18 protein-coding genes are annotated in these 24570 nt (G+C 34.7%); 5 read left to right on the top strand and 13 right to left on the bottom strand.

Going from position 1 to position 24570, the window contains the following annotated elements:
* The first annotated feature begins 3 nt into the window (after nt 1–3).
* Nucleotides 4–720 carry a leucine-rich repeat domain-containing protein gene (locus ABDW27_RS21620; protein ID WP_343697796.1) on the top strand — a complete coding sequence of 239 codons (717 nt, stop codon included), beginning with the start codon at nt 4–6 and terminating at the stop codon, nt 718–720.
* Nucleotides 721–1266: 546 nt separating this feature from the next.
* Here the strand turns inward: ABDW27_RS21620 and ABDW27_RS21625 are convergent.
* From ABDW27_RS21625 to ABDW27_RS21650, 6 genes are all read right to left on the bottom strand, one after another.
* Nucleotides 1267–2631, bottom strand: a complete 1365-nt coding sequence (locus tag ABDW27_RS21625; RefSeq protein WP_343697797.1) for a DUF3526 domain-containing protein — start codon at nt 2629–2631, stop codon at nt 1267–1269.
* Nucleotide 2632: 1 nt separating this feature from the next.
* Nucleotides 2633–4084, bottom strand: coding sequence for a DUF3526 domain-containing protein (locus ABDW27_RS21630; RefSeq protein ID WP_343697798.1), 1452 nt, complete (start codon nt 4082–4084; stop codon nt 2633–2635).
* A gap of 5 nt (nt 4085–4089) precedes the next feature.
* Nucleotides 4090–6387: a TonB-dependent siderophore receptor gene (locus ABDW27_RS21635; protein WP_343697799.1), complete on the bottom strand. Its 2298-nt coding sequence runs from the start codon at nt 6385–6387 to the stop codon at nt 4090–4092.
* Between the two features lie 32 nt (nt 6388–6419).
* Nucleotides 6420–7115, bottom strand: coding sequence for an ATP-binding cassette domain-containing protein (locus ABDW27_RS21640; protein ID WP_343697800.1), 696 nt, complete (start codon nt 7113–7115; stop codon nt 6420–6422).
* 222 nt (nt 7116–7337) lie between these two features.
* Complete coding sequence (locus ABDW27_RS21645) at nt 7338–7688, bottom strand: hypothetical protein (RefSeq protein WP_343697801.1); 351 nt, start codon at nt 7686–7688, stop codon at nt 7338–7340.
* 151 nt (nt 7689–7839) lie between these two features.
* Nucleotides 7840–8274: a DUF1810 domain-containing protein gene (locus ABDW27_RS21650; protein ID WP_343697802.1), complete on the bottom strand. Its 435-nt coding sequence runs from the start codon at nt 8272–8274 to the stop codon at nt 7840–7842.
* A 406-nt stretch (nt 8275–8680) separates the two neighbouring features.
* Between ABDW27_RS21650 and ABDW27_RS21655 the strand changes: the two genes are divergently transcribed.
* Nucleotides 8681–9430: a dihydrodipicolinate reductase C-terminal domain-containing protein gene (locus ABDW27_RS21655; protein ID WP_343697803.1), complete on the top strand. Its 750-nt coding sequence runs from the start codon at nt 8681–8683 to the stop codon at nt 9428–9430.
* Nucleotides 9431–9643: 213 nt separating this feature from the next.
* Here ABDW27_RS21655 and ABDW27_RS21660 read toward each other — a convergent pair whose 3' ends face one another.
* The 3 genes from ABDW27_RS21660 to ABDW27_RS21670 form a co-directional block, all read right to left on the bottom strand.
* Nucleotides 9644–11107 carry a sulfatase gene (locus ABDW27_RS21660; RefSeq protein ID WP_343697804.1) on the bottom strand — a complete coding sequence of 488 codons (1464 nt, stop codon included), beginning with the start codon at nt 11105–11107 and terminating at the stop codon, nt 9644–9646.
* 180 nt (nt 11108–11287) lie between these two features.
* Nucleotides 11288–14200, bottom strand: coding sequence for a PQQ-dependent sugar dehydrogenase (locus tag ABDW27_RS21665; protein ID WP_343697805.1), 2913 nt, complete (start codon nt 14198–14200; stop codon nt 11288–11290).
* 223 nt (nt 14201–14423) lie between these two features.
* The gene (locus ABDW27_RS21670; protein WP_343697806.1) at nt 14424–14795 is read right to left on the bottom strand and encodes a helix-turn-helix domain-containing protein; all 372 of its coding nucleotides are present in this window, start codon (nt 14793–14795) and stop codon (nt 14424–14426) included.
* Nucleotides 14796–14902: 107 nt separating this feature from the next.
* On the opposite strand from ABDW27_RS21670, the gene ABDW27_RS21675 reads away from it, so the two are divergent.
* Nucleotides 14903–15514, top strand: a complete 612-nt coding sequence (locus ABDW27_RS21675) for an NAD(P)H-dependent oxidoreductase (protein WP_343697807.1) — start codon at nt 14903–14905, stop codon at nt 15512–15514.
* A 214-nt stretch (nt 15515–15728) separates the two neighbouring features.
* On the opposite strand, the gene ABDW27_RS21680 is transcribed toward ABDW27_RS21675, so the two are convergent.
* Nucleotides 15729–17009, bottom strand: a complete 1281-nt coding sequence (locus tag ABDW27_RS21680) for an acetyl-CoA C-acetyltransferase (protein ID WP_343697808.1) — start codon at nt 17007–17009, stop codon at nt 15729–15731.
* Nucleotides 17010–17227: 218 nt separating this feature from the next.
* On the opposite strand from ABDW27_RS21680, the gene ABDW27_RS21685 reads away from it, so the two are divergent.
* On the top strand, nt 17228–19654 hold the full coding sequence (locus ABDW27_RS21685; protein WP_343697809.1) for a TonB-dependent receptor: 2427 nt from the start codon (nt 17228–17230) through the stop codon (nt 19652–19654).
* A 191-nt stretch (nt 19655–19845) separates the two neighbouring features.
* On the opposite strand, the gene ABDW27_RS21690 is transcribed toward ABDW27_RS21685, so the two are convergent.
* The 3 genes from ABDW27_RS21690 to ABDW27_RS21700 form a co-directional block, all read right to left on the bottom strand.
* Complete coding sequence (locus tag ABDW27_RS21690; protein ID WP_343697810.1) at nt 19846–20868, bottom strand: LLM class flavin-dependent oxidoreductase; 1023 nt, start codon at nt 20866–20868, stop codon at nt 19846–19848.
* Between the two features lie 225 nt (nt 20869–21093).
* The gene (locus ABDW27_RS21695; protein ID WP_343697811.1) at nt 21094–21501 is read right to left on the bottom strand and encodes a DUF1634 domain-containing protein; all 408 of its coding nucleotides are present in this window, start codon (nt 21499–21501) and stop codon (nt 21094–21096) included.
* Nucleotides 21488–22324 carry a sulfite exporter TauE/SafE family protein gene (locus tag ABDW27_RS21700; RefSeq protein ID WP_343697812.1) on the bottom strand — a complete coding sequence of 279 codons (837 nt, stop codon included), beginning with the start codon at nt 22322–22324 and terminating at the stop codon, nt 21488–21490. The genes ABDW27_RS21695 and ABDW27_RS21700 overlap by 14 nt, the downstream gene beginning before the upstream one ends.
* Before the next feature lie 306 nt (nt 22325–22630).
* On the opposite strand from ABDW27_RS21700, the gene ABDW27_RS21705 reads away from it, so the two are divergent.
* Nucleotides 22631–24553, top strand: coding sequence for a tetratricopeptide repeat protein (locus ABDW27_RS21705; RefSeq protein ID WP_343697813.1), 1923 nt, complete (start codon nt 22631–22633; stop codon nt 24551–24553).
* The last annotated feature ends 17 nt before the right edge of the window (nt 24554–24570 follow it).

A 24570-nucleotide genomic window follows, 5' to 3' on the forward strand; every position in this document is an offset into this window, starting at 1 on the left:
CAAATGAATTGGAATAATTACATGCTAGAAAGTAAAGCACCGTATGGTGATTATGCACATTTAGGTGTTTTAAAAGGATCAGTTTCTGGTATTTATGATTTATCAAAAATACCTAATGATACGACTATTTTAGGTTTATCAACACCGCTTAAAAAATTCAAAATTAATTACACTAATTTTTCTGCTTTAATTGGAAATGACAAAATAGAAGCTATTACTCTTGACTATCTTGACAAAGAACGTATTTCAATTTTTTCAGCACTTCCAAATTTAAAATATCTGCAAATTAGTATTAATAAACAAGAAGAAATTCCAGATTTATCTTCAATTGAATCGATTGAAGTTTTGATACTTGCTAATATTACAAAAGTTCAGAACATCGATTTTTTAAAAAATATGAAGAATTTAAAGACGCTTTATATTTATGGAATAAACAGTCTTTATGATCTGACTCCAATTTCAACTTTAATCAATTTAGAAGAACTCGTTATTGATTACGGCAAAATGAGTGGTACTGGAAAAGGAGTTAAGAGTATTAGTCCATTAAAATCATTGACACATTTAAAATATTTAAGATTATCAATAAAAATTGAAGATGAAAGCAGTAATTTGACTGTTTTATATGGATTAAAAAAATTGCAAGAAGTTAGGTTACTTCCCCGATATTTTAAAAATGTCTATTGGGAAAATTTAATTAAAGAATTGCCATTGATAAAATAAAAAAGCCCTTTTCTTTTTGAAAAGGGCTTTGGCGATTTGCAAGTTTTTATTGGGGCAAAAAAACAAATCATTTTAGTTTACATTATTTCGGCATTTCCGGAATTATAATTCTTCTTGTAGGGTGCTTAAAGTCTCAATAAAAGCCAGCAAATCATTGATTTCTTCTTTGCTTAAATCTAATTTCGGGTCGGCTTTTGAAACAATCGGGAAAGTAAAAGCATTAAAAGTCTGCCGTGCACATGTTCCGCTTTTGTTAAACCAATGTTCTCCATACGTTAGATAAAACGGATTTGTATATTAATTCTAAATAAAATTCAAATAAAGAATGTTTCGGGAAATTTTATTCAGAAAAGAAAAGGTTTGATTTAACTGCAAAGCACGATAAGATTTAAGCTAACCTCGCAAGGTTATAGCCACAGATTAAAAGATTAAAATGATTTTTCACGCAGATTTTGCAGATTTAAGCAGATTTTAAAAAATTAAATAATTTTAAATCATAAAAAAATAATCTGCTTAAATCTGCAAAATCTGCGTGAAACGAAAAACTTAGCGTGTTGCGGTTAAAAAAAACGTTTTGCGATTAAAATTTCGCCATCCAAAAGCAATCAACAGCAAATTAAAAACCAGCAATGGCAAAAGAGTTTTTATGAAACTCGTTTCGGAATTATCCTTAAAAGTTTCGACTTTAAAACTTTCCCATTTTTGATTGTTTACGGGTGCATTGTCAAATATCTTTGGATAAAAATGCAGACGAAGTTTTTCATGAAATTTCGATGTTTCTTTTAAAAACAAAAGCTGGTTTTGCAAATCAGATTTTGCAATTTCGTTTAGCTGAATCTGCGTGTGAAGCGTTGGAATAAATAGTCCAATCCATTCGCTGGCGTGGTTTCGCTGCTGGAGTTTTGCTTCTAATTCTTTAGACTGCAAAGCCGATTCATCGTCGCCCATTTGCTGCATGGCATAATACCAAAGCCAGCTGAATTCTTTATCTGGGAGAGCATACTTTTTAAACTGAGGGTAGTGTTTATAGAATTTGTCCAGCGTTTTTTGTTTATCCATATCCCATTTTTCATGATACGCATTTCGCTGTGTAAGCGTTAATTCTAAAGCCTCGGGAACTTTATATTTATTGATAATATACGTATTGATACCGGCTGGAAGAATAACAATCAAAAACAGCCAGATTGTCAATAAAATAACAGCATTGAAGTTGGAATTTTTCTGTAATGAAACAATAAAAAAGCAAACCGCAAACCAAAATAAAATATACAAAACAGAAAGTATATAAAACACGAAAAACGATTTGTCGAGCGGAATCTGCAAAAACAAAACAGCTACAAAAAGAAGTAAAGTTAAAAGCGTTGTTAAACTTAAAATTCTAACATAAAACAGTTTTAGAATGTAGAAAAAAGTATTGGTACTTTGAGAGGCTACGATTTTCCAGGTTCCGGATTCTTTTTCTTCGGAAATAATATTATACGAAAAAGCAATAATCAAAAGCGGAAACAAATACAAAAGCACAAAACTAAAATCGATATTTCCGGATAAAAGATTACTCGGATTATTAAGTTCCGAATCGTATTTCTGAGCCTCCAGACCACGGATTGTAACACTTTGAATCGACGGATTTACATCGCGCTGTCCAATCGCTAAACTATTAATTGGCAAAGTAGTATTTACCAATGAAAACTTGACATAATAGAGAAGAAGCCCAATTTCGTCTTTATGAAAAGCAGCATTTCTCGCTATATGTTCTTTTTGATAAACGGTCGCTTCGACAATATTCTGCTGTTGTTTTTGCTGAAACTGACGACCGATTAAAAGGCTTATTAACCCAATAAATACTAAAAAAAGTAAGCCAATTTTGGTACCTTTTGAGCGTATGAAATTTTTAAATAAGAGTACTAACATATTAGATGGCTTTTAGGTTTTTAGCAGCAATTCTCATTAAAACAAACAACAGAATTACCCATAAAAAAATAGAAATAACAGAAACAATTTCGCTTTTTAAAACGTCAGCGATTCCTTTAGGCTCATAATGAAATTCTTCGATATCTGCCCAGTGTTCTTTGCTGACAGTTAAAGGTTTATCGTTTGGTCCTGGTTTTTTATTGCTGATGTATTTTATCTGTAAACCATTCATTTTCTGCGCCATTAGATAACGGTATTCTTCAGCTTGCTTTTGAAAATCGATGTATGAATCATAATCTGTATTCGATAATCCCATCGATAGATTCTTCATGGCGATGTACGGATTCAGGATCGAAACAGCCTTGGAAAAACTATTTTGTCTGGCATAAATTTTCAGAAGATTTTCTAAATGTTTATTATAAATATCAGAACTGATTTTCTCGCCTTCGGTCATGATAAATCCCGAATAATTAAAAGGCAGTTTTTGTACCGAATCGACTTTGTAAACTCGTAACAAAGAATCTTTTATGGCTTTAAAATGAACATCATTTGGGTTATGACTATCACCTTGTTTTAGAATATCTTTTTCGATATCGCTGTTAAACTTAATTTTTGATGGTGCTTCATACAAATAAGCTCCAATTGCCTGAGTAGTTCTGGGCAGAATTATGGTAAAAATCAACCAGATTCCAATTAAGGAAACCAATGCTTTTTTTGAAGTTTTACTGGCTGCTGAAACCAAAACAGCCACAACGCAGAAAAACATCAGATAAATAAAATGAAACCCAGCAAACAACAGCATTTTGATGGTTTCATCTGCCGAAATTGAAAAATTTTGCAGCAGTAACCAAATTAAAATCAAAACGATAATAGTGGGAACAAAAAGCAGCATAACGACGCTGGCAATACCTAAAACTTTGCCAAACAAAAGCTGTTTCCAGTTGATTCCCTGACTCAAAAGAATTTTTAAGGTTCCGTTTTCTCTTTCATACGCCACAGAATTGAAGCCGACAAAAAAGATTAATAAAGGAAGTAAAACCTGTAAAATCATAGCAATGCTGATTTCGCCAAAACGAAGCATACTGTTTGAGAATCCGGCTTCAGAGAAATTAGCTGTATTTTGTTTGTGCGCTTCAAGAAAAATGGCATTTCCGAAAAACGGCTCCATTCCAAATTCAAAAACACTTAATGAAGTACTTTTCCTAAAAGCAAAATTGCCGTAATGTGCCATTCTATGCGGATTTTTATCTGGGTTTTTCAACCAGTCTTCGCGGGACTCATGCTGGTATTTTTCGCTGGTTTCGTTTTGGCTTTTGTAATTGTCCCAACCCGAAAAAGCAGCAAATAAAAGCAGTGTACCAATAAAAAGCGTAATAATATAAATCGCCGGATTTTTAAAAACAGAATTTTTAAAATGTCTGGCTATAAGGATTTCTTTATGTAATAATTTCATATAAATTAGAATCTATAAGTTACGGTAAGGCTTACATTTCTTGGACTTCCCGGAAATAAACGCAAATAATTCTGTGCGCCGAGCCAATAGGTTTTGTTTAACAAATTGCCCGCATTTACAGCAATCTGTACATTGCTTTTGCTAGGTTTGTAAAACAATGCTGCATCAAAAATGGTAAAATCAGGAATCGTAAAATCTCTTGTAAACCAAGGAATTTTACTGCTTTGATACTGCATTCCAACTCCAATTCCTAAATCTTTCAAAGCCGAATCTGAAGAAAAGTTGTAACGTGTCCATAAATTGGCGCTGTTTTTTGGCGTATTTTGTTTTCTGGCTCCAATTAAAGCCGGATTGCTGTCTTTTGTAATTTCGGCATCAATGTAACTATACGATGCATTAATCTGCCAGTCTGGAGTAATGTAACCAGCCAAATCGCATTCAAAACCACGACTTCGTTCAGCACCTCTTGTTACGAGCAAATCAGGATTTGCAGGATCATTGGCATTCATTAAAATATTGCGCTGGTTGATTTCGTAAATCGCTGCATTAAAACTCATTGAATTGTTCCAAAAAGTAGTTTTGATTCCCACTTCTTTCAAATCACTTTCAAGCGGGTCAAATAAACTTCCGGCAGGTAACGAACCTGTTTGAGGCATCAAAGTGACCGTGTTCGATTGCGGCTGATACCCTTCTAGATAAGTGGTGTATACATTTATGGCGCTATTTACCGCATAAGTAATTCCGATTCTTGGCAGCAAAGCTGATTTTTTGACTTTGAGTTCGTTATTGGTTTCGTAGTTCGTAATATCTTCAAACCATTCATTTCGCAATCCCAACAAAAAAGTAAATTTTTCCCATTGAACCTGATCCTGAATATAAATGGCATTGGTAGTTGTTAATGCCGATGGAAGGGCAGTGCGCACATTCAAAATATAATCTTCAGGACTTGTTAACCTGTAAGTCGGATTGTTCAAATTAAAATAATTGACATTAGGTTTTGGAAGCACAACTCCGTCAATAGTAGTAGTTTGGTAATTTGAGGCATTGGCCAAAACAAAAGAACTGGCAACAGTGCCATCTTTTAAAAGATAACCTCTCGCAGCGTTTTGTCCGCCGCCTTTGTTTTTGTTCCAGCTGCTTAAATCATAACCTGTTAACAATTTATGATTGAGTTTTCCGGTTTTAAAATCAAAATTAAAATAAGCACTCAAATTGTCGATATCCCAGTTTTGCTGACGCTGTACAAACTGCATCATGGCTAGACTGGTAACAGGCTGATTGTTCATATCAACGGCAAAAGCATTTGTAGTTCGGTGTTCCTGAAGATCTTCTGCCCAGGTTTGTTTCATGTACGAAGCATTAAAACCTATTTTTGAATTGAATTTATGCGCAAAATTCGTCATCAAAATCATTTCTTTTGACTTAAAATAATCACTTGGCGCACCCAGATTTAAACTTATCGGTGTTTTGCTAAGACTTGTTTTTCCGGCAACGGCACCAAAAATAGGCTGTCCGCGATCTAAATTTCCGGTCATGTCGCTTAGAATTAATTCGGTATTAATTGCCGTTTTTTCATTTGGAATATAACTGAAAGACGGCGAGATCAAAAACGACTTATTGTTAACTAAATCCCGAAATGATTTTGCCTGCTGATAAGCACCGTTTACACGATATAAAAGTGTTTTAGATTCGTTTAACGGGCCTGTAAAATCAAGAGTTCCGCGCAAAGTACTAAAACTGCCTACGCTCATACTGATTTCTTTTCGGTCAATTGCCAGAGGTTTTTTGGTTACCATATTGATGCTTCCGCCGGGATCAACAGAAGAAAATGTCGCACTCGACGGACCTTTGATCACTTCAACACGTTCGATATTACTCGTTAAAGGCTGCAGAAAATAATACTGACGTGTACGCATTCCGTTAATGATCTGTCCTTCTTCATTTTGGCTAATTCCGCGAATGGTATATTGGTTGTAATAACTTGCGGGAATTACGCCGCTTGCCATTTTTACAGCATCGCCTAAGTAGAAAGCACCTTTATCAGCAATTAATTCTTTGGTTATAGTCGAAATAGACTGCGGAATATCTTTGTTTAAAGCGGCTGTTTTTGTCGCAGCAAACGAATAATCACTGTTGTATTTTCTGGAAGATCGTCCCACAATTTCTACAGTTTGTAATTCGTTTTTTTTCATCATTTTTACTGAATCCTGAGCAGTACTATCTTTTGTTTTGTAATTAACTGTTTGAGATTGTAATTGATATAAGCTGATGATTAAAAATAGAATGGTATATAAATATTTCATTTTATGAAGAGACGGAAAATTTAATTTTTCCCTTAAACGGTTTGTAAATAAAGGTTTTCTAGTTCATTAGCCGATATTTTATCAGCTTCGATTACCGTAACTAAATTTCCCTGTTTCATGATTCCTATGTGCGAAGCGACTTCTCTGGCTCTGAAAATATCGTGAGTGGCCATTAAAATTGCCGTTCCGTCAGCAGAAAGTTCTTTTAAAATCTGCGAGAATTCGTTAGACGCTTTTGGGTCTAAACCGCTTGTAGGCTCGTCTAATAAAAGCACTTTTGCTTTTTTGGCAATAGCAATGGCGATTCCTACTTTTTGACGCATTCCTTTAGAATATCCGCCTAAATCCTGATGGTGAACTTTTGACTGCAATCCTGCTTTGTTTAAAAAATAAGTTAATTCTCCGGCAGAATATTTGAATCCGGCCAATGATGAAAAGAATTTCAGGTTTTCAATTCCGGAAAGATTTGGATATAACATTACCGTTTCAGGGATATAGGCAACCTGTTTTTTAGTTTCCGGATTATTTTCGGTAACTGAGATGTTATTAATTTCCAATTCTCCCGATGTAGGCTCTATAAAGCCTAAAAACAAATTAATGGTTGTGGTTTTTCCGGCGCCGTTTTGTCCTAAAAGAGCAAAGATTTCACCTTCTTTTATAGTTAAGTTTAAGGCATTTAAAGCTGTATAATCACCGTATTTTTTGGTTAGGTTTTTTGCTGTAAGCATAGGTTTATGTATTGAGAAATTTAAAATAAGTATAGAAACATCAGGCTTTTAAAGAGTTTTAAAAGCTTGAAAATGAATTGTAAAATGAAGATTTACTACAATTATAAATGCTTATTTATCAGAGTATTTAAGAATGTCAGACAAAAAACAAAACAAATTCCCTTTGCCAATTTGAATAAAGGCAAAAAGTTATTTTAATTTTAGAATGTAAAATTGTAGTAATTAAAAGATTGCGGGTGGCGCGCGCAGTGCAAAAAGACTCCCTTTGAAAAAGATTGAAATTCCCTCAAAATAAAAGAATTTATAAGAGGTTTCAGTTATTGTTTTATGAAATGTAAAGGCCTGAAACGAGTTTGGAATATAAGTACTAAAGGCAAAATGACAAATATGACAATTTGCATCGACAGTATGACTGTGAGTTATTTCTTTTTGGCCCGCAGTGTATTTATGATGACAATGTTTCTCAGAAGCCTGTCTTAAAATATGCTCATAGGAGTGAACCGTCTGAAACAGCATGGCAAGCAATACTGCAAAAGACAGGAAGAAATTCACTACTATAATCTTCTTTTTCATTTCGTGGTATTTCTGTCCCGATATCTAAATGTTTATTTATCAGTTAAATAATCGCAACAGTGTTGCAAATATAACTATCTTATTTAAAAATGGCGTATTATCTACTTTATTTTTAAAAGATTTCTATATCCGAAAAGCGAATTTTTACTTCTTATAAATTGCTGTATAACAATTGAAGCGTATGAAAATCAGACGATCCGTCAAAATATTTATGTAAGACTTCCTGAAAAACCGGCTGCGTATTTTGAATGCTGGCAAATAAAGTCATACAGGACTGTAATTTTTCGACATCGGTCATTCCAAATATATCGGCTGCTTCTAATTCTTCCTTTTTAATCAGTTCTTTCGTAATTTCTATAAGATGTTTTCCTAAAATGGGATGCTCTAAAAAAGCAATTGCTTCATCGGCATTTTTAATTTCGTAGAATTTTGATGTATCACTCGAACCCATTCCTTTTATCTGCGGAAAAATAAACCACATCCACGGAGATTCTTTTTTACCTTTTTTAACCTCTTCAAGAGCAGTTAGATACAATTTGTTTTGTGCATCTAAAAAACGAAGTAATCCATTATTATTGTAAGCCATTCTTTACTGTATTGATTTGGGGGTATCAGGTCATAAAACTAACGAAAATATGTTTAGTTGTACATTACTAAATCTTTTTTTTACTGCTATTTTTTGTGAATATTACGAACAAAAATTGTTGAAAAAATTACCATAAAAATTTAGCTGCAAAAGAGCCGAAAAAGGTTTTGAAGGATTTTTATAATTCTGGCTCAATAAAAATTAATTAGCAAAATATTTCCTGTTAACAAGTCTCCTTTTTGTTATATATTCAAATTTTTCTTAGTTATCCTGTTACATTTTTTCTATTTTTATGCTATTAGGGTATTTGGTAAGACATTTTTTTGTGCAATTTCTCAGATTATATTTTGTCTTAAAAATGCCAATTTCTGTTAACGAGTCTCATACTCAATTAAAAAAATAAAATATGAAAATAGGATTAATCGGATTCGGAAAGACTGGAAAATCAGTCGCATCTATACTGCTGGAAAATAAAAAATTCTCGCTTGAGTGGGTTTTAAGACAAAGTAAAGTTTTAGAACACAGATCAGTTCCTGAATTTTTTGGAATTGAGTCAGAAGAACCCGGATTAATTTATTCAAGTTCAAACACAACTGTTAAAGAATTATTAGAAAAACATCCTGTTGACGCTATTATTGATTTTTCGTCTAATGAAGGTATTTATACATACGGCGAATTTGCAGCTCAGAAAAACGTTAAAATAATTTCAGCAATTTCACATTACGAAGAAAATGAATTAAAACTACTTGAAAAATTATCCAGTAAAACTACTGTATTCTGGTCGCCAAATATCACATTAGGAGTGAATTACTTATTATTTGCGGCCAAATTTTTAAAGAAAATAGCGCCCTGGGTTGATATTGAAGTAAATGAAGAGCATTTTAAAAAGAAACAGGGAACATCCGGAACTGCAGTTAAAATTGCTGAGGCCTTAGATATTGAAAAAGAAAATATTAACTCAGTAAGGGCAGGAGGAATCGTAGGTAAACATGAAGTTATCTTTGGGTTTCCATATCAAACGGTTCGTTTAATTCACGAATCTATTTCAAGAGAAGCTTTTGGAAATGGAGTTGTTTTTGTTGCCGAAAATTTAAAAGACAAGAAAAAAGGATTGTATAATTTTGAAGATATTTTATCGCCTTATTTTGCTTTGTAGAGTTTTTTGAGGTTCAAAGGTACAAAGGTGCAGAGATACAAAGGTTTTCAATAGCCCCTAGCTTCAGCTAGGGGAAAATAAGATGATTCAGAAAAGGGCTTTAGCCAAACTACAACGAGTTTGGCTAAAGCCCTTTTCTATATTTCAAAAAGTAAACCTCCAGCTAAAGCAGGAGGCAATTGATATTTAAAATCATTTCACATCTAACAAACATCAATTCACAATCGCAGGTTTTCGCATATTTTTTCCAACTCTGTTGGTCAAATCATCGCCAAGATCTTCACGTGCAGTTTCGGCAATTTTTTGAATTTCCTGAACAATTTCAGGATATAATTCCTGTACATCGCGAATTTCTCCCGGATCGTGTGCGAGATCGTATAACGCCATCGGAATTTCTGCTGCAGCACCTTTTCCGCGATAACCGTCTTTTCCGGGCAGGTTTTTATTGTAAGTTGTGCCTTTATGTGGAAAAACCAGTTTCCAGTGTTTGTATCGAATCGCTTCAAGATTGTTGCTTCCTACGCCAAAATAATAATAAAAAGTATCTCTCGGACCTTTATTGGTTTCACCTTCCAGCAAAGGCAGAAAATTCAGTCCGTCGATTTTATTTTCCGGCAGAGTAGCTCCCGTTATGGCTGCAATAGTAGGCAGAAGATCCATATTGGTCATTAAAGATCCATTTACCATACCGCCGTTAATTTTCCCTGGCCAGCGAATTAAAAACGGAACTCTGGTGCCGCCCTCCCAACTAGTCGATTTGCCTTCTCTAAAACCTCCTGAAGATCCTGCATTATCGCCAAAAACGAGCCACGGACCATTGTCGCTTGTAACAATTAAAACCGTATTTTTCTCCAAACCTTCATTTTTGAGTGTTTTTAATATTTCACCTATCGACCAGTCAATTTCCATAATAACATCTCCAAACAAACCTAATTCACTTTTGCCTTTAAATTTATCCGAAACAGCCAAAGGTGCATGCGGAAGAGGATGAGTCAGGTATAAAAAGAACGGTTCTTTTTTATTTTTTTTGATAAAAGAAACTGCTTTTTCAGTAAACATTGTGGTGAGTTTTGAAGCTTCTTTAATGTTTCGGATCGTATCAATTACGGTTGTATTGCTGATTAATGGAAGCGGAGGGAAGCCCGAACGCATGTCTTTTGGATCGGTTACGAGAGAATATCCATCATAATCAATCGGCCAGACATCATGCGAATAGGGAATTCCGAAAAACTCATCAAAGCCATAATTAGTAGGCCAGTACGGCATTTCATTTCCTAAATGCCACTTGCCGTAATTAGCAGTTTTATATCCTGATTTTTTTAAAAGAGAGGCAATTGTTGCTTCTTTGGGATTGAGAGCATGTTTAGCGCCCGGAAGCAATACACCCGACATTCCGATTCGGTTTGGGTAACAGCCTGTTAATAAAGCTGCTCTTGATGCTGTGCATATAGCTTGTCCGGCATTAAAGTTGGTTAATCTCATGCCTTCCTGTGCTACCTTATTGAAGTTTGGAGTCGGAATTCCGGTCATTCCAAAAGGTTCTGTATCTCCGTAACCCATGTCATCCATATTAATGATAACGATATTGGGTTTTGAATTTTCTTTTTTGTTTTGGGAAATTATTTTACTGCTGATGAAAGGGAGTATCATCAAAAGTAAGATTAGATTTTTGTTCATTTTTGTGTGGTATTTTATTTAGATAGCCGTACACAAATATACTTTGCAAAAACGGAAAATATTCTTCCTGAGAAAACTCTTTTTTAGGAAATAAACAGAAAATTGTTATTTCCCAAAAAAACAAAACCCGACAAGTTTTTAAATTCTTGTCGGGTTTATTTTTAAATATTATAAAACAAATTATTGTTTGATTATTTGGATTGCTTTACTGGCAGATTTTGTTTTTATGAAATAAATTCCCGCTGCCTGATCAGAAATTGAAATAACATTTCCTGAACCTTGTTTAATTTTACTTCCTGAAACTGAATATACAGACCATTCAAGTTCTTTCGATAAATGAAAGATTCCTTTTGATGGATTTGGATAAACGGTAATTTTATTTGATTCTGCATTCGGATTTTCAACACCAAGATGACAATCGTGAACCATATATGTCACATCTTTTGTATTGCTTCCTTCTGAATTACTTACGGTAAGTGAAACTTCTTTGTCTCCTTCTGTAGAATAAGTTACTGAATGCGGACCAATTCCGGTTGCGGTTGCGGGCTGTGCACCTTCACCAAAATTCCATGAATAAGTATCAATACTTCCAACAGATACCGATGTAAAAGTAACGGTTTCATTTACGCATCCCATTTGTGGAGTAAATTCAAAATCAGCAACCGGAGCAGTAATTCCAGACAATATAAATTCCATTTTGTTCACGTTAATGTCGTTTTCATCAAAATATAAAGTAATAACGTGATCGCCTTGTGTTAAAGCAATATTTGGAACTGTAACAGTCTGCCATGCCTGAAAACCTCCTGTATTTGGGATATTAAGAATTCCGGTTACATTTATACCATCTACTTCAAGATGTAATTTTCGGGTATTATAAGGTGTCGCCACTCTTAAATTGATGGTATAATTTCCACTCGTGCTAACTTTTGCAGAGTATTTCAGCCATTCATCTTTTGCAACATAAGCAAGATTAAATCCGCCTTCATTACAAGCTTCAGTTCCTACACCGTCACCGGCTCTGTATGCATTATCACCGCCGCCGTTTATGTCATGATAAGCACCTGGTCCAATGTCATAATTTTCAGCTTCAATAATGCCTGGAATTTGAGCGACAATTCCTTGATATGGTGCGTTTTGTAGAACTGTTTCGGTATAAAATGCTGTGTATGTTATAGTTCCTGTGGCAGGAGCCTGAAAAGTTTGATTTGCTGCTCCGCCCTGACCCCAATGATCAAAATCATAACGTTTGTTGTCAATATACTGCGGTGTTGGAGCATTTAAGGTTTGTAATGCAGCATTGGCTACAACTTGTTTTGTTGAAGGTGCTGTAACTGGTTTTTGATTGAATTCTAAATTAAGCGGAACAGGAGAACTTGTCGCTGTAACATCTACTAAATTTGGTTTAATGTCAACAAAAGTAGTTCCAACTAAACCATTGCTGTCGGTTACTTTTACTGTGAATCTGTACCATACATTTGGTGTTTTTTCACCTTGGTTAGATGCTGTAAAGTCTCCTGATTTTACGCCCTGCGGACTTGCACCGGGGTGTGAGTGTCCCGCTCCCGGAATATCTTCGTGAAAAAGGTCAATACTCCATGAAAAAGCACTTGCTGGTAAAGTTCCGTCTTCTACGTCAGTTGCTGTGGCTTCAAAATGCACCACATCTTCAGCATTCCATTTTAATGATGGAAGAGGAGAAACTATGGTTACGGTTGGTGTATTGTTAAACGGAGTTACCGTTAATGTAGCCGCATTACTGGTTACACTTCCTGCTGTATTGGTTACAATTACTTTATATGATCCTGCATTTGCATTGGTTACACTAGGAATGGTATAACTGGCTCCTGTAGCGCCATTTATATCTGCATTATTAAACTGCCATTGATAGGTTAAACCTGTACCACTTGCCGAAACTGTAAAAGTTACCGGAGTAGTTTCCATTATGGTTTGTGACAATGGATGGTTGACGATTGTTGGCGCAGCCGTTTCTATATAATCTAATTTAATTAAAGCACCGTTATTTCCGTAAGCGCAATAGTAAATGAAGCCGTCATTTCCTAACATCATACCAAGAGCCTGCTGTTGTGGTGCTGAATAAAATTCTGTTGAAACCGGATCTGCAATATTAGGATCAAACCAGCGAATGGCATTTCGAACAAAATCTTTAATAATAAATTTTCCTTCAAGATTAGGATAACGAGGTATATCCGGGTTATAAAGTAAACCGTTTGTTAAAGCGTTTCCGATACTTCCGGTTGCATAAGTAAATATTGGATTGGTAAATAAATTAGTTTCAGTTTGTTTTCCGTCACCTCCCTGTGGATGTCCCCAGGCATAATTACGAATAGCTGGATTACTTATTTCGTTTACTTCTTCCCAGGAAGTTCCAACGTCTAAAACAAATAATTTATTGGCTTTTGTATTGGCTACTAATCGCCACGGATTTCTAAATCCGTATACCCAGATACTTTGTCTTTGTACAGATCCGCTTCCATAAAATGGGTTTCCCGGTGCCGGAAGTCCGTCTTCTGTTAAACGAAGAATTTTTCCTTTGTAAGTATCTAAATCCTGAGAATTGGTATTTTGCTGACTGTCTCCAACGGTTACATAAAGATAGCCGTTAAAAAATTTTAAATCTCCTCCGTTATGAAATCCGCCGCCGATAGGTTCTAAAAGCAGAATTTCCTGTCTGCTGACTACCTGATTGTTATTGTCGATTTTTATTCTTTCGATTCTGTGTCTGATAACACCATCATTTATAGAATAAAAAACATAAATATAACCGTTTGTCGCAAAATCAGGATGAAGAGTTAATCCTAATAAACCTTGTTCGTTGTCTGTTACAGTTGTTACTGTAAAAACTGTCGAAACAGTATTGTTTTGAAATACTTTTACAATACCGCCTCTTTCTGCAATAAAAATTCTTCCGTCAGAAGATTGTTCCAAAGCTAATCCTTCTTTAATAACGGCTGTAGGAGCGAGGTTTTGCGTTATGTATTGTGAATAGGATTGTGATGAAATCAATAATGCAAAAGCCAGTAAGACGTAATTAAACAATCGCTTTTTAATGTTAAATTGTAGATTTTTTCTCATAATTATTCAGAATTTTAAGTGATTGGGACAACCAAATTTAAACTTTTTCTGTATAATTATTTTGTTTACTAAAATTTCTTTACGATAACGATTGAGGAGTTTTTTTTAAGGGACAAAGAGACAGAGGGACAGAGGTGCAAAGGTTTTTTTGTTAGAAATTAAAGTTTGGGAGAATGAAAATCTTATTAATCTGACAAATCTGCGAGAAACAAAAAACAATACTCTATTTTCCTATAATTTCTTTTCGGTGTAAAGTTCCCCATTCATTTAATGCACTAATGACATTATATAAAGTGTGGCTGTGTTTTGTTCTGGCATATTCAACAGTTGGCGGGAAAGTATCGTAAACTGTTCTGGTAATCAATTTATTGATTTCAAGATCTTTAAGTTCTTTAGAAAGCATTTTATCGGTAATTCCGTTTATGTCTTTAGAAATTTCCTTAAATCTTTTTGGTCTATTCGATAAGGCAATCAAAATTGGCAGTTTCCATCTGCCGCTTAACACTTCCAGAGCATCTCTAACAGGTAATAAGGCCGCTAGGCATTCTTCTGGTTCACAGGCCATTTCTTTCGTTATTTCGCTCTTTGTTTTCATGGTTATATTGTTACTATCCTCAAGGATAGCGCTATCCTTGAGGATAGTACTATAAAAGAGATAGCAAATGTAGATAAGTTTGTATTGTAAAACAAATTATAAAAATAATGAGCCAAAAAATTCTAAAAATAATTACCAGTACTAATGGAGATACTTCTTTTAGTAATCAATTATCAAATGCAGTTATTGATAAACTGGTAAAAGCAGATCCTGAAACGAAAGTGCAGACACTTGATTTAACCCAAACGCCTCTTCCATATTTAACGGGTTCTCATATTAACGCAGTTTACACACCTGCTGATGCCCATACACCGGAACAAACAGAAGTGCTTAAATATTCAGATGAAGCGATAAACACTTTATTAGAATCTGATATTATTGTTATCGGAGTGCCTTTGTATAACTTTGGAATTCCTGCCGTTTTAAAAGGATGGATTGATCAGGTGGCCAGAGCCGGAAAAACTTTTAGTTATAGCCCGGAAGGCGCTAAAGGATTGGTAACAGATAAAAAAGTATACTTGTCAATCGCTTCCGGAGCTATATTCTCTGAAGGGCCGTACAAAAGTTATGATTTCTCAGAATCATATTTACGAACTGTTTTAGGCTTTTTAGGAATGACTGATGTTACTACTTTTCGTGTTGAAGGAACGGCAATTCCTGATTTTGCTGCAAATGCACTGCCAAAAGCATTATCTTCTGTGGAAGAATTTGCTTTTTAAAAAGAAGAGAAATTAAAAAATCTGCCCAATCTGCTAAATCTGCGTGCAAAAAAATACTCCCGCAGATTTAGGAGATTCAGCGGATTTAAAAAATGAAATTCAGAAGTTTATCTTATAAGTAAACCCGACAGGTTTTTAAAACCTGTCGGGTTTGTTGTATTTTAAAAAATCTTTGTCAAAGTTTTAAACTTTGACAAAGATAATTGTAATGATATTATTTCTCAATAATCATCGTAACACCTTGTCCTCCGGCAGCACAAATAGAAACAAATCCTCTTCCTGAACCTTTTTGATTTAATAATTTTGCCATAACACCAATTATTCTTCCACCGGTTGCAGCAAATGGATGAGCGGCTGCCAGACTGCTTCCTTTTACATTTAGTTTTTCTCGGTCGATAGCGCCAAGAGTTTTCTTCAAGCCTAATTCGGCGCTAAGTTCTGGACTTTCCCAAATTTTTAAAGTGGCCAAAACCTGAGCGGCAAAAGCTTCGTGAATTTCATAATAATCAAAATCCTGCAGATTTAACCCTGCTTTTTCTAGCATTCTGCTGGCAGCAAATAAAGGCGCTAATAAAAGATTCTGCTGGTTTTTTACATATTCCACAGCTGCGATTTCGGCAAAAGTAATGTAAGCCAAAATTGGTAATCCTCTTTCTTTTGCCCATTCTTCACTGGCTAAAAGTACGCAGGAAGCACCGTCTGTAAGCGGAGTAGAATTTCCTGCCGTTAAAGTTCCGTTCACTTTATCAAAAGCAGGTTTTAATTTAGCCAGCTTTTCAATAGAACTATCTTTTCTAAGATTATTGTCTTTATCAAGTCCGTTAAAAGGCGTAATCATATCATCAAAAAAACCTTCATCATAGGCTTTTGCCATGTTCAAGTGACTTTTAAGCGCTAAATTATCCTGATCTTCTCTTGAAATTTTATAATATTTTGCTGTGATTTCGGTATGTCCGCCCATAGAAAGTCCGGTTTGTACTTCTTCATTTCGAGGAACAAGTGGAGAAAAATCTTTTGGACGAAGTTTTAAAAACAATTTTATTTTTTCGCCTAATGATTTTGCCTGTCTGGCTTTCAATAACGTTTTTCTCAATTTTTCGCTAACTGCAATCGGCATGTCGCTGATAGAATCAACACCACCGGCAATTCCAGATTCGATCTGACCAAGAGCAATTTTATTGGCAATATAAATAGCACTTTCAATTCCGGTATCACAGGCTTGCTGGAGATCACAAGCAGGAGTTGCAGGATCAAGTGAAGTTTTCATAACACATTCTCTTATCATATTCATGTCGTAAGAATGTTTTATAACTGCACCTCCGGCAACTTCGCCTAATAACTCATCTTTAAGATTATATTTATCGACAATTCCGTTTAAGGCAGCGGTCATCATTTCCATATTTCCAACTTCGGCGTAAGCGGTATTGGCTCTGGCAAACGGAATTCTGTTATAACCCACAATTGCAACTTTTCTAACTGTTTTGGTGGTATCCATTGATTTATGTTTTTGTTGTTCTGAAATTTATTTTGCGGATTAAAGATAAGTATACTTCCTTAATTATTTGTTTTCTTACAAAATTTAAAAAGCAATAAGTGTAAAAATATCACTAAATAGTTTAATTATTTTATATTTATTTAGAATAATTAAAAATAATTTGGAAAATCCACTGTTAGCAGTTACTTTTGCCAAACAAAACTTAAAATATTACTAAAATGAGTATAAAAATCATTAAGAAAGTTTGCCTGTTGATGGTTCTTTTGACTTCTTTAAACGCAATCAGTCAGGAATCGGGAAAAGTAAACGGAAAAGTTTCTTTGAGTGGAAATACACCCGCAGAAGGTGTTTCTGTAGCGCTTAAAGGAACAAAATATTCAGCTGTTACAAACGAAAGCGGACAGTATGAAATTAGAAATGTTAAGCCGGGTTCGTATACAATTAGTATTCATTCAGTAGGAATTAGCCCTATTGAAGATGATATTGTTGTAAAAGCAAAGCAGACTACAACAAAAAACTTTTCACTTTCTGAAAGCCAGGAAGATCTTGATGAAGTAATAATTACAAAAAATAAATACAAACAAGACAAACCTTCTATGTCCTTACGTTTGCAGACTCCAGTATTGGAAATTCCTCAAAACATTCAAATTGTGAGCGGTCAAACCTTAAAAGACCAGCAGATTATCAGTATGAGTGACGGAGTTATTCGTAACGTAAGTGGTGCTGTGCGTTTAGAACACTGGGGAGATATGTACACGAATATTACAATGCGTGGTTCACAAATTCAGGCTTTCCGTAACGGATTTAATGTGGTTACTTCTTTTTGGGGACCATTAACTGAAGATATGAGTTTTGTAGATCATATCGAATTTGTGAAAGGACCAGCAGGATTTATGCTTTCGAGCGGTGATCCAAGCGGACTTTATAATGTGGTGACTAAAAAACCAACCGGAATTACGAAAGGAGAAGCTACTGTGATGGCTGGAAGCTTTGATTTTTACAGAGCAAGTATTGATCTTGATGGAAAATTTGATAAAAAAGGAAAGTTTTTATACCGTTTTAATGGTGCTTTTCAAAAGAAAGGCTCTCACAGACCGTTTGAGCACAATGATCGTTATGTAATTGCTCCGGTACTTTCGTATCAAATTGATGATAAAACGAAAGTGACTTTAGAGTACAACTATCAAATGGCTAATATGACCGAGGTTGGTTCTTATTATATTTTTGGAGCTGACGCTGGAGGATATGCAACTTTGCCAAGAAATTTTACAATGACTCAGCCGGGTCTGCCAGATACAAAAATGAACGATCACAGCGGCTATTTTACATTTGAACATAAATTTGATGACAACTGGAAACTTACTGCACAAACATCCTATTTTAAATATCTGCAAAAAGGATACAGCTCATGGCCAACGGGCGTGGGACCTGGTCCGGTTGATTTAGACTATGATGAGATACCTGACGGAACTCTTGGGTATGGTGAAATTATACGTAATGTGGGTATTTGGGATGCGGAAAGCGATATGTTTTTAGGACAGCTTTTTGTTAATGGAAAATTCAATACAGGTTCTGTTTCTCATAAAGTATTAGGAGGAATTGATGCAGGAAATAAAGAATACTATGCAGATTTTTACCAATCGCATGATTTAGATACTTTCGATACTCCGTTTAATATTTTTGCACCAAATTATGGAACACCAGCAAATGGACTGCCTGTTTTTGATCGTGAAACGCCGCTTAAGGAAAGATCTTTTGGAGGTATGATTTCAAAATATGCAGCGGCTTACATTCAGGATGAATTAGGTTTTTTTGAAAATAAATTAAGATTGACTCTTGCGGCAAGATATACATGGATAAACCAAACAAACTGGGGTGATGTACAAGAAGATACTCATATTACGCCTCGTGTTGGTGTCAGCTATTCTATAACGCCAACTACATCGGTTTACGGATTGTACGATCAGGCTTTTACGCCTCAATCTGGAATTATTAAAAATGGAGATCCAATTAAACCTCTTACAGGAAATAATATCGAGTTTGGAATCAAGAAAGACTGGTTTGACGGATCATGGAGCACCACAGTTGCTGCTTATAGAATTTTAAAAGAAAACGAATTGACTTCTGATCCGAGTAACGGACCTAATGATGTGTTTAAAGTTGTTTTAGGAGAAAAAAGAGCACAAGGTATAGAAGTTGATCTTAGAGGAAAAATCTTTGACGGTCTTAATTTAATTGCCAATTATGCTTTTACAGAATCTATAGTTACAGATTCTAATGTTCCAAGTATTGTACAAGGTTCTACTGTACCGGGTTTCTCTAAACATGTTGCCAATGCATGGTTAAATTATACTCTTTTAAGCGGTAAATTAAAAGGATTAGGAGCGTCTATTGGAGGTACATACCTTGCAGGAAGACAAACAGATACCTGGGCTGCCGGACTAGAAAGACTTCCGGAATATTTTAAATTGGATGGTGGTTTATCTTATGAGATTGGAAAAATGAAATTTACAGCAAATGTGTTTAACATTCTGGATAAATATCTTTACAGCGGTTCTTATTATGCTTCAACAAATATTAATGCTTACTATTGGCAGACAGAACAGCCAAGAAACTTCAGATTTGGTGTAACATATAAGTTCTAATACTATTTAATTGTTCTAGTTGAAAAATTACAATTAAAAAAGAAAAGCATCCGCTAAAAACGGATGCTTTTCTTTTTTTATAGGTTCAAAGGTTTAGAGTGCCAAAGGTTCAAAGGTTATTTCTTATCCTAAATAATAAAAAAATAATACTGTGTTAATCCGTTTAATCTGTGTAATCTGTGGCCAATAAATTACCCTTTCTTAATCAAAGGAATCAGTTTTGTTCCGATGAGTTCTATAGCGTTCATTAATTGCGAATGTGTTAATCCGGCATTGTCCATCTGAAAAGTAAATCGGTCAACTCCGCCAAGTGCTTCGCTGTGACGCAAAATCTTTTCTGCAGCTCTTTCCGGACTTCCTACAATTAAAACACCGAGATCATCAATTAATCCGTCAAATTTACCTTTTGTTACCGGAGCCCAGCCTCTTTCGTATCCTAATTTTGTCCACAATTCGGCGTAACCCGGATAATATTCTTCGATAGCTTTTTCAGTAGTATTGGAAACGTAACCAGGCGAATGTAAACCCACTTTTAATTCATGAGGTTTGAAACCTGCAGCTTTTCCGGCATCGCGATATAAGTCAATTAAAGGTTTAAAGCGATGTGTTTGTCCGCCAATAACTGCAACCATTAAAGGAAGGCCTAAACTTCCGGCTCTGACAAAAGATTCCGGAGTTCCGCCCACACCAAGCCAAATCGGCATTCTTTCCTGTAAAGCTCTCGGGTAAACCGGAAGATTATTTAATTCCGGACGAAATTTTCCGTACCATGTTATAAATTCGTTATCTCTAATTTGCAAAAGCAATTCCAGCTTTTCTTTAAAAAGCGCATCATAATCTTTAAGATCATATCCAAAAAGAGGATAAGCTTCAATAGCAGAACCACGGCCCACAACAATTTCGGTTCTTCCTTTTGAAATTAAATCTAAAGTCGCAAAACTTTGATAAACTCGTACAGGATCAGCAGCGCTTAAAACTGTTACGGCACTTGCTAAACGAATATTTTTGGTTCTTGCCGCAGCCGCACTTAAAATTACAGCCGTTGCCGAATCCAGAAATTCTTTTTTATGATGTTCTCCAATCCCGAAAACATCCAATCCAGCCTGATCTGCAAATTCAATTCTCTGCAGAAGCTGTTCCATTGCATCAACACTGCTCAGAGTATTGTTGTCGCCATACATTGCCGAAGCAAAACTATCGATTCCTATTTCCATATTTTTTATGCTTTAGGCTGTAAGCTTTAGGCAATAGGCTTTTTGGAAAACCTAAAAATAGAGTTTACAGCAATTTTTTTATGCTTTAGGCTATAAGCTTTAGGCAATAGGCTTTTAACATTCTTAAAAGCTTATGGCATAAAGCTTATAACAATATTTTGCTTTAATCAATAGGCATTAAGCTTCTTTTGGAAAGCCTATAGCTTACTGCCTAAAGCTTAAAGCTTAGTGAGAAAATCCAAATGAAATACTCGTTATAATAATCAGAATAACAATAAGTGTAATCACTACATATAAATAATCCTTCTCAATCAAAAAAGAGAAAAGAGAAAGTAAAACCCTGAAAACTGGTGTTAAAAACAATAATATAATTCCGAAGAAAATCAAATATTCTCCGCTTCCCGAAAATACACCTTTTATAACTGTGCCAACGACTTCAAATATATTGCGGTCATTTTCTTTAAAAACAGAATAATCTTCAATGTCATTTCCGTGATGCATTAAATAAACGATTCCGCCAATAAAAGCTACGGAAAGTGAAATCCATACACCATAACGCAATAAATTTCCAATAATGGTTTGAAAATCTTTTTCTCCAAATTTTTCGTGCTGCATAACTTTAGATTTTTCCATTAATTCCGTTATAAATCATATTAAGAGCCAGTACAAAAATTAAGCAGGCAAAAAATATTCTAAGCTTTTTAGGATTTGTTCTAACCAAAATTTTAGCTCCGGCCATAGCGCCAAACAAAACACCAATAACAACCGGCATACAAATTCCCGGCTCGATATAGCCTTTTTGAATGTAAATTACAGAACTCGCCATTGCCGTAACGCCCATCATAAAATTGCTGGTAGTGGTAGAAACCTTAAACGGAATTCGCATAATATTATCCATTGCAATTACTTTAAAAGCTCCGGAACCAATTCCGAGTAAACCCGACATCATCCCGGCAATTCCCATCATACTAAAACCGCCAATAACATTTTTAGTTCCATAGCTTACCACTTGTCCGTCATGCGTTGGGTAAGTTCCCTGAAGCTTTAAACTTTTAGCCAGTGGACTTGATTCTAAAACAATGTGTTCTTCTTTTTTGCGAAGTGAATTTATAGCCGAAAAAATCAAGGTAAGTCCGAATAAAACGGCAATGAATGAAGTAGGAGCAATGGTAGAAAGTAAAGCACCGCAAACAGCTCCGATTGTGGTGGCAATTTCAAGAAAAATCCCCAGACGCATATTAGTAATTCCTTCTTTTACATAAGCCGCCGCCGAACCGGAAGAAGTCGCAATTACCGAAACCAGAGCGGCTCCAATTGCATAATGAATATCAACACCAAGAATAATAGTTAAAAGAGGAATAATAATTATACCACCGCCCAAGCCCGATAATGAACCAATAAAGCCTGCTAAAAAAGCACCAAGAAGCATTATCAGGGTAAATGTAAGTACTGTCATTAAATTAAATTTTTGTTTGTGGCTAATTTACGAATACATATTTGTTCGTGACCTTAAATATACCTTAAAAATGTTTCTTGTGTGAAATGTTTCTTGTGTGAAATGTGAAATGTGAAATGTGAAAATGTGAATTGACATACTCGCTAACTTTGTCAAAGTTCTAAACTTTGACAAAGTTTTAAAGCACGTTTCTCATTCACATTTCACATTTCACAATTCACAAATAAAAAAAATCACCATTTATAATGACTTCTCGGTTTTAACGAACTTTTACATTTGCCTTTTAAAATTCAAGAATATTAAATCATGAAAAGTTACAGTTCTTATAAAAGAGTTGATCCTGTTTATTTTAGCGGAGAGATTTTTTTTCCAGTCGGATTGTTGTTTGCGGCGGAGTTTATAAGTTATTTTCTACTTTATTTTTTAGGATTAGGTTTTGCAGTGTTTTTTAATGCTGCGATTGCCTGGTGCGGCTATTTTTTCTATTTCTATTACGGAAAATCTCATGGCGGTATAAGCTTAGAATTTTTGTTTGGATTTGTATTGGTTACTGCATTTCTACTCTTTGTTGATTACGGAGTTTATGCTTTGGTCAATTATCAAAAAACAGGTGAATTTAACGGATTGCATTTTTTAATCTGGCTGACAATCGTTCTAGGTTCACCTACAGTATATTACATTCATTATTTCGGGTCTCATTACAGAGCCAGAGTCCGTTTGGCCAACAGGTATTTTAAATCAACATTTAGTGTTTATCACGACAGGGAACTCTTGATGCATATCGATTCGATTTCGTTTGTCAATTCTTCTAAATATTTGATTTCTGATATAAAACTGGAAAATAATGTCTGTTTTTATTCAGAAGATGAACTGGCAGAAATGGATATTCAATCTAAATATTATCACTTAAATCAATCGGCATTTTCGGGTTTAATTCATATTCCATTTAATGCAGATAAATTTGAAATTTCATGGTTTTCTATAGTTGAAGATAAATATTATAAAGTAAGTGTTCCGTTTCCGATTCAAAAATTAGAACTTGAAGAAGAAAAATATCCGCTGGATGAACCTAAGAGTATCAGGGGAAAAAAATCGAAACGAATTTATCTTCATATTTACCAGAACGGAGGCCTGAAATTATATAGTGATGACTTAGTTTTTATAGACTTCACAAGCAATGATTCAGTGGAAATAAGTCAAGAAGAAAAGGAAGAAAAACTTATAGTAAACAGATCTTGTCATAATTTTTATAATAACGAAAAGCGTTTTTCTCAGTTAATTGAAAAAATAAAAAAATCAAATCACATTCAGGAACGGTTTGAGATGAAGGATAAACTGGTTGTGTGGGGCTTGGAGTTTTCGGGCTTAGACAAACGTAATTATCTCGAAATAAACGATAATTATTTTAAATATTATAAGATAGAAAAAGAGGTTATTGCAGAGCCGGCTTTAAGGCATCTTCCTAAAAAAATAATTTTTGTACATAGAGGTTCTTATTTGCGAACATGGATGCGAATACACGTAAATATTCAAAAACTGAATCAGAAAATAGAAGAAGTTTTAGATTCAGGTTCTGAAAAACAGATATTATTTTCACTTGATTTTAAAGATGCCGATGCCAATGATTTAGTTTTTACTGTAACAGGAAATACTAAAAAAGTAATTTTTTCTGACTGGGAAATTGAAATCGATGAATATCGAAAAAAAGAAATTAATGAGGAAGATCTTGAGAAAAAAGAAGACGAAACCAAAAGAGCACTTTTAAAAGAAGGCTGGGATTTTATGTTTGCTAAAAATTATGAAGCCGCACAAAAAAACTGCGATGCAATTTTGGCGATAGATTCACAATATGCTTCGGCTTATTTTCTTGAATCCAGAATTCTTTGGTACACTAAAGGTTATGAAGCCAGTTTTAGCAAACGACATTATTATTTTACTAAGACAGAACATGAACCTCCTGTAAATGCTCTTATTTACAATAATTACGGCTGTATTCTGGATATAGAACTGCGTTATGAAGAATCGCTTTCGTATTTTGAAAAAGCAATAGAAATAAATCCGAAAGAACCCATTTTTGTGTGCAATCTTGGTGAAATGTATTATAAGTTAAAGCAGCCTGAAAAAGCTTTAAAAGAAGCCAGAAGAGCCAAGATGATGGGTTATGAATCTGCTATGTTAAATGAAATTTTAGCAAATAAAGGAAAAATTGACCTAATCAATCAAGTCTGAAAATAAAATGAAAATCA

The organism is Flavobacterium sp., from assembly GCF_039595935.1.
In the GTDB taxonomy this organism is placed as follows: Bacteria; Bacteroidota; Bacteroidia; order Flavobacteriales; family Flavobacteriaceae; genus Flavobacterium.